General features: G+C 39.5%; 5 protein-coding genes. All 5 read right to left on the bottom strand.

Features of this window, described 5'->3' with window-relative positions:
* Positions 1–89: 89 nt before the first annotated feature.
* The 5 genes from gndA to glpK all read right to left on the bottom strand — a co-directional run bounded on the left by gndA (position 90) and on the right by glpK (position 7,370).
* Positions 90–1,520, bottom strand: coding sequence for an NADP-dependent phosphogluconate dehydrogenase (gene gndA, locus WDC_RS08570; RefSeq protein ID WP_044011448.1), 1,431 nt, complete (start codon positions 1,518–1,520; stop codon positions 90–92).
* Positions 1,521–1,797: 277 nt separating this feature from the next.
* Complete coding sequence (locus tag WDC_RS08575) at positions 1,798–2,559, bottom strand: MerR family transcriptional regulator (protein ID WP_044011449.1); 762 nt, start codon at positions 2,557–2,559, stop codon at positions 1,798–1,800.
* 345 nt (positions 2,560–2,904) lie between these two features.
* On the bottom strand, positions 2,905–4,383 hold the full coding sequence (gene zwf, locus WDC_RS08580) for a glucose-6-phosphate dehydrogenase (protein WP_044011450.1): 1,479 nt from the start codon (positions 4,381–4,383) through the stop codon (positions 2,905–2,907).
* 240 nt (positions 4,384–4,623) lie between these two features.
* On the bottom strand, positions 4,624–5,793 hold the full coding sequence (locus WDC_RS08585; protein ID WP_044011451.1) for a CynX/NimT family MFS transporter: 1,170 nt from the start codon (positions 5,791–5,793) through the stop codon (positions 4,624–4,626).
* Between the two features lie 62 nt (positions 5,794–5,855).
* Positions 5,856–7,370 carry a glycerol kinase GlpK gene (glpK, locus tag WDC_RS08590; RefSeq protein WP_044011452.1) on the bottom strand — a complete coding sequence of 505 codons (1,515 nt, stop codon included), beginning with the start codon at positions 7,368–7,370 and terminating at the stop codon, positions 5,856–5,858.
* Between the last annotated feature and the right edge of the window lie 130 nt (positions 7,371–7,500).

The raw sequence follows: 7,500 nt of genomic DNA on the forward strand, positions 1-7,500 counted from the left end.
CTATGGTATAAGACAAAAAAGTAGGTATCCCAAAGCCGGGATGCCTACTTTTTTGTCTTATACCATAGCTGTCTGCGGCTCAAACCACTCTATTGTTCTTCGTACCATGAATAATGGAAGCTACCTGGACGGTCTCTTCGTTCGTATGTGTGAGCACCGAAGTAGTCACGTTGTGCTTGGAGTAAGTTAGCAGGTAGTACTTCTGCACGATATGAATCGTAGTAAGTAACTGCAGCACTTAGGCTTGGCACTGGAACACCAGCTTTAACGGCCAATGCAACCACGTCACGAACTGATTCTTGGTATTTAGCAGCAATGTCTTTGAAGTATCCATCTAACAACAAGTTAGTTAACTTAGGATCCTTGTCGAAGGCATCTGTAATGCTTTGAAGAAATTGAGCACGGATAATGCAACCTTCACGCCAGATTTGAGCTAATTCACCAAATTGGAGGTTCCAGTCGTATTCTTCAGAAGCAATTCTTAATTGTTCGAATCCTTGAGCATAACTCATGATCTTACCAAAGAAGAGTGCTTGACGAACCTTTTCAACGATTGTGTTCTTGTCAATATCAACCTTAGTTGAAGGACCAGCAAGAACCTTGCTAGCAGCAACACGTTCGTCTTTCATCATTGAAATGTAACGAGCATAAACGGCTTCAGTAATTACTGATTGAGGAACGCCAATAGCTAATGCATCTTCTGAACTCCACTTACCAGTACCTTTGTTGGCACCACGGTCCAAAATTGCATCAACGATAGGCAAGTTCTTATCGTCACCTAAGTCATCTTTACGAGTCAAAATATCAGCTGTGATTTCAACTAAGTAACTGTCTAATTCGCCTTCGTTCCATTCTTTGAAGGTGTCAGCTAATTCATCAATTGAAAGGCCAGCAACGTTACGTAAAATGTTGTAACTTTCATCGATTAATTCTTCATCACCATATTCGATTCCGTTATGAATCATCTTAACGTAGTGACCAGCACCATTTGGTCCAATATAGGCAACACATGGCTTACCATCTTTAGCTTTGGCAGCAATTTGTTCCAAAATTGGAGCAACTAAATCATAAGCATCTTTTTGGCCACCGGGCATTAGTGAAGGTCCTTGAAGGGCGCCTAATTCACCACCGGAAACACCCATGCCGATAAAGTTGATTCCTGATGCATCCAGCTTCTTGTTCCGAGCAATGGTATCGTGGAAGTTTGTGTTTCCACCATCAATCAAAACATCACCCTTATCAAGTAATGGAATCAATTCATCAATCACAGCGTCAGTAGGTGCACCAGCTTTAACCATCATCAAAATACGACGTGGTTTTTCTAGTGAACTAACAAAGTCTTCGATTGTGAAGCTGGGAACCAATTTCTTTTCAGAATGGTCCTTCATCATATCATCAGTTTTTGAACGTGAACGGTTAAAAACGCCCACTGTGAAGCCACGGCTTTCAATGTTTAAAGCCAGGTTCTTACCCATGACGGCAAGGCCAACAACACCAATTTGTGCTTTTTTATCAGACATGTAGACAACTCTCCTTCGAATTTGTAAAATTTAAAACGGTCCAAGACTATTTTAACATTGTTTTGCTAAACGTAAACTCTTATGCAAGAAAAAGTTACTTAATTCACAATATTTATATTTAGTATGGTTTACTTTCGATTTTTGAGTTTAATGTAGCAATATTTTTCTAATTAATTATGCATATTAGTGAATTGAGCTATAATGCACTACAAAATATATTAATTAGTCCATTTAACTGAAGGGTATTCACTGCACAAAGCATAAGTTCGATCAATATTTATTTAATATAATAATGAATCACTTTATTTAATAGCAACGTTGCTCCTGGTGAAACTCGGTCGTCATAATATTTGGTGAAACGATCATCGTTAACATACATTTCGACTAATCCAAGATGAGCTTGCGGATTGTAAGTTCCCCAGGCATTGGTTAACCATGCTTGATGAAGATGGAAAACCTGTTCAGCTTTTGCAGATGGAACAGTTGGTTCGTTTAATAGTCCTTTTAGGCTCATGAATAGTTCTTGTTCTAATGACTGCATTTTCCTGTATTCTTCCTGTGTCATTTCTTGCCAACGTTGATTAGCTTGTTTAACGATATCTTGATCATATAATTGTTTTATTTCAGTGCCAAATTTTTTCTCGTTTGATTGAATTGATTGCTTTTTAAATGCTTCAAATTTTTCTATATCACTCATTCTTGTTTCTCCTCTCTGATTGATAATTGAGTCATCAATATTTTTTAGTAGTCTATTTAATCTATCGCGTCTAATAAGTATCTTTATTTTTTGATCATGTAAAATTTGTTCGCGACTCATATTAGAATCATTAATAATTTTAGTGATGGTATCAATTGAAACGTCAAGCTCGCGATAAAATAATATTTCTTGAAGCCTATCGACTTGGTCTGAAGTATATTCACGATAATTATTGCCTTTGTTTCGAACTGATTTTAATAATCCCCTACTTTCATAAAATCTGATGGACCTTGTACTAATATTTGCCAATTGGGCTAATTCACCGATTCTATACTTCAACATTGCACCTCCATATTCGTTATAATACACATTGACGTTACGTTAATGTCAACAAAATTATGTAAATTTTTTAGCCTGCTTACAATTTATTTGAAACGTGTTCACAGCCACAGATGTTTTCGTGTAACAAAAAAATCACCTGTATGATTCAAAACACGAATCCTACAGGTGATTTTATCGTTACACTACGACATCTAACCGTGGCGGTTCACACTCTATTTGAAACGTGTTCGCAGCCACAAATACTTCCATGTAACAAAAAAATATCGATATCATAATTCAAAGAACGAATTATGATATCGATATTTTTACGTTACACTACAGTATTTAACCGTGGCTGTTCACACTCTATTTGTTTAGTTTATAAACCCACGCCCAGTGATCTCTTTGTAGTAATTCATCGGAGGCAACTGGGCCCATTGAACCTGGTAAGTAGTTCGGGAAGTTTGGATCTTCGATATCCCATAATTTACGGATTACATCGACGAACTTCCATGCATAGGCTACTTCTGACCAAGAAGCGAAGTTAGTACTGTTACCTTCAAGCGCGTCATGTAACAAACGTTCATAAGGTTCTGGCACTTCTTTTTCTTTGTCAGCATCTTGGAAGAAGTCCAAGTTAACCGGCTCAGTTTCAAAGCCTTGACCAGTACTCTTAGCATTTACCTTCAATGCAAAGCCAGATTTTGGTTCAACGTAGATGGTTAGCACGTTGGCTTGCAGTGCTGCATCAGATTTTTGTGGGAAGGCAAAGATATCAATCAATGGCTTCTTGAAGACAACATCGATGCGAGTAAATTTATCTGCTAACTTTTTACCAGTTCTGATGTAAAATGGCACGCCAGACCAACGATAGTTATCAAACAATAATTTACCAGCAACAAAGGTCTCAGTATTGGAATCCGCTGGAACACCTGATTCTTCACGATATTGGTTACCTGTGTCACCTGCGTCATATTGACCACGAACAAAGTTGCCCGCAGCTTCTGAAGGGGTATAAACACGTAAGCTTCGTAAAGCTTTCACCTTTTCAACTCGAACATCGGCGTCCGTAAAGGCAACCGGTTGTTCCATTGCAAGCTGGCTGACGATTTGCAAGATATGGTTTTGCACCATATCACGCAGAGCACCAGATGTATCGTAATATGAAGCTCGGTCTTCAACGCCTAATTTTTCACTCAGTGTAATTTGAACGTTGTCGATATAACGATTGTTCCACATTGATTCGATAATTGTATTGCCAAAACGCAATGCTTCAATATTTTGAATCATTTCCTTACCTAAGTAGTGATCAATCCGATAGATTTGATCTTCTTCAAAGGTACTGGTTAATTCTTCGTTAAGTTGTTTGGCAGATTTATAATCACGACCAAATGGTTTTTCAATTACCAGACGGTTGTAGCCTTCTTCAGTAATTAATCCTTCTGACTTCAAATTAAGTGCAATTTGGCCGAAGAAATTAGGTGCCATTGAAAGGTAGAATAAGCGGTTGCCACCAACGTTGTATTGTTCGTCTAACTTGGTGATTAGTTCATCTAAAGCAGCATAGTGCGCTTTATCAGTAACATCATGAGCAATGTAATAAAAATGACTAACAAATTCAGACGCCTGGTCCTTAGCTTCTTCTTTAATGCCGCTAATCGATTCAGCAACAATTTGCTCGAACTGTTCATCAGTCCATTCCGCACGAGATGTTCCGATGATAGCAAAGCGATCCTTTAAATAACCTTTTTGATAAAGTTTAAATAATGATGGATACAATTTACGCTTAGCTAAATCACCAGAAGCACCAAAAAATGTGAAGACAGCTGTATTCTCTTTTGCCAAAAGTGTTCACTCCTTGTCTTTTGAAAAAACTCGTCCTAACGATCCTGGACATAATGATAACAGATACGATTATATACTCTCTTAAGTCAATGTGCACGCTAAAACGGCACCGTTTTCAGGCTTAATTATAATTTTAAAAAATGGATCAGATTATCAATCGGCAATATTTAACTACAGATCGATTTAAAATGAAAATTGGTATAGGTTAATATATTTGTGTTATTTTTTACAAACTTTGCTCTAATCAAAGATATATTGCCGCCGTTCACACATAATCCCGCAAAGCATAAAAATAATTGTTACTGCTAACATGAGTAATTCGCTTGTCAGCCATGAATTAGTTAAATTTTGCAGTGCACCAGTCAAAACTGGACCAATCGCAGCAATCAGATAGCCGATTGATTGCGCCATGCCGGATAGATTGCGTGTTTGTTCAGGTGTTTTGGTTTTTAAACCAAACAATGTCATTTCCAAAGAAAATGTCGCTGCGGTTGCGGCCCCCAGGACAATATTAATGATCACAAAATAAACAACGGAGTGAATCGGGATCATTAATGCAATAATCCCGAGAATCGTTGTCCCGGCTGCGGCGATAATTAGTTTGGAGCGATTATGTGTTCGCACTGCCAGGATTGGCAGAATGAACGAAGATGGCACTGATGCTAGTTGGAATAGACCGGCTAATAGACTGGCCGTGGTTGAAGAAATACCGGCAGCCATTGCCATAGTTGGTAGCCAGGCCACCAGTGTATAGAAAATTAATGACGCTAAACCAAAGTAAAACAACATAAACCAGGCCGTTTTGTTTTGCCAAACAGAAGCGGTCTGATGGTTGGTCATTTTTTTACTACGGCGATTGAATCTGACGTTTGGTAGCCACACTACAAATGTAATCAATGCAATTAAGCTGATAATTTGGACCACAAATTGCCAGCTTGTTTTTTGTGCAACAGGAGCACTTAGACCAGCACCAAAGACACTGAAAAATGTCATTGAAAGAGTGTACAAACTGGTCATTGTTCCAATTCTAGCAGGCATGTTATCTGTGATTAAGGCAGGCATCAGTACGTTCATAAATGTGATTGCTAGTCCAACTAATAAAGTGCCGACAAATAATAATGGTTCGTTGATGATCCGTAAGTATGAACCGATGAACAAAACAATTGTGATTACCGCAATTGTTAATTCGTTGCCTAAATGGCGACTGACAATTGGCACAAGCGGTGAAAAAACACCAAAACAAATTAATGGTAATGTAGTTAAAATACCGAGGCTAGTTGCTTGCACTCCAAGCGTTGCTGCAATGTCGTTAATCACTGTCGGAATCGAAGTGATTGGCGTTCGCATACAAGCACCCAATAAGAAGATTCCTAAAATTAAAAATGCACTATGCTTCCGCGTATTATTCAAATGCTCACGTCCTATCTAATAAGTATTGCAAACACTATCATAGCATAGGATTGGGGCCAAAACTAATCTTGGGGTTTAAATGATTGAGTGGCCGCAACTGCATTTTGCCACCCGTGATACAAAGTATTACGTTTAGCTGTATCCATTGCTGGCTTAAACAATTTTCCGTCTGCCAGCACTTGCTTGAGTTCATCGGTGTCCTTCCAGTAATCGACTGCCAATCCTGCCAAAAAGGCCGCTCCGAGCGCAGTCGTTTCTTCTTCGGCAGCACGGTCAACTTCGATATTTAAAATGTCAGCTTGAAATTGCATTAAATAGGTATTGCGGGAGGCACCACCGTCTGCTTTTAATTTTGGAATGGCAAGACAGGTGTCTTTTTGCATCGTTTCAATAACGTCTTTAGTTTGGTAAGCAATGGACTGCAAGGTGGCTTTGATGAAGTCATTGCGATTTGTGCCACGAGTCAAACCGAATACTGCTCCACGTGCATCCGGATCCCAATATGGTGCACCCAGACCAGTGAAGGCAGGCACCACATAGACCTCGTCATCATTTTTCGATGCTAACGCCGCCTCACGGGATTCAAATGCGTTATTAATCATACCCAAATTATCTTGAAGCCAGTCAATCGCTTGTCCGGCAATAAAAATACTTCCTTCCAAGGCGTAGCGAACGTGGCCGTTAATTCCATACGCAATCGTGGTGATCAGGTTATTTTGTGATAGCTGCGGTTCATCACCTGTGTTCATCACAATAAAGGAACCAGGTCCGTATGTGTTTTTAACGGTACCTTTTTCAAAACCAGCTTGACCAAATAAAGCGGCCTGTTGGTCACCGCAAATGCCGGCAATTGGTACTTCGGCACCATAAAACTGAAATGTTTTGGTAGTAGCATAAACCTCAGAACTTGAATGGACTTCCGGCAGCATTTTTGAGGGGATGTTCAGCAGCTGTAAGATATCTTGGTCCCATTGTAATGTGTGAATATTAAATAACATTGTCCGGCTAGCGTTGGAATAATCAGTGACGTGCACTGCACCATCTGAAAGTTTCCAAGTTAACCAGCTATCAATTGTGCCAAACAATAATTCACCTTTTTCAGCACGTTCTTGCGCTCCAGAAACGTGATCTAATATCCAGCGAATTTTGGTTGCTGAAAAGTAGGCGTTTATGTTTAATCCAGTTTTATCACGGATTTGTGTGCGGCAACCGTCAGTAATTAGTTGTTGCACAATGGAAGCAGATTGCTGTGATTGCCACCCGATGGCGTGATAAATTGGTTCGCCAGTTTCGCGATCCCAAACCACAGTGGTTTCCCGTTGGTTAGTAATTCCAATTCCAGCAATGTTTTGCGGCTGAATACTGGTATTGATTAAAATGGTGGCAATCACCTGCTGCACTGCATTCCAGATTTCATTAGCATCGTGTTCCATCCAGCCAGCATGTGGCGCAAAACTACGGAGTTGTCGTTCGACTTCAGAAACTTTAAAGCCTTGGTGATTAAACAGCATAGCGCGAGTGGTCAAGGTTCCTTGGTCGATCGCGAGAATATATTTATTGGGTGATTTTAAAGCCATGGTTGTTCCTCCAGTCAAATTATCTAGTCGCATCATACCAGGAATTGGTATCATTTTCAAAGATTTGTGATATCCGCCGGTAACTCGCTAAATAAAAAAATTGGTCTAACCTTTCTTGTATTTGCAGTAA

The sequence above is a fragment of the Paucilactobacillus wasatchensis genome, assembly GCF_000876205.1.
Lineage (GTDB): Bacteria > Bacillota > Bacilli > Lactobacillales > Lactobacillaceae > Paucilactobacillus > Paucilactobacillus wasatchensis.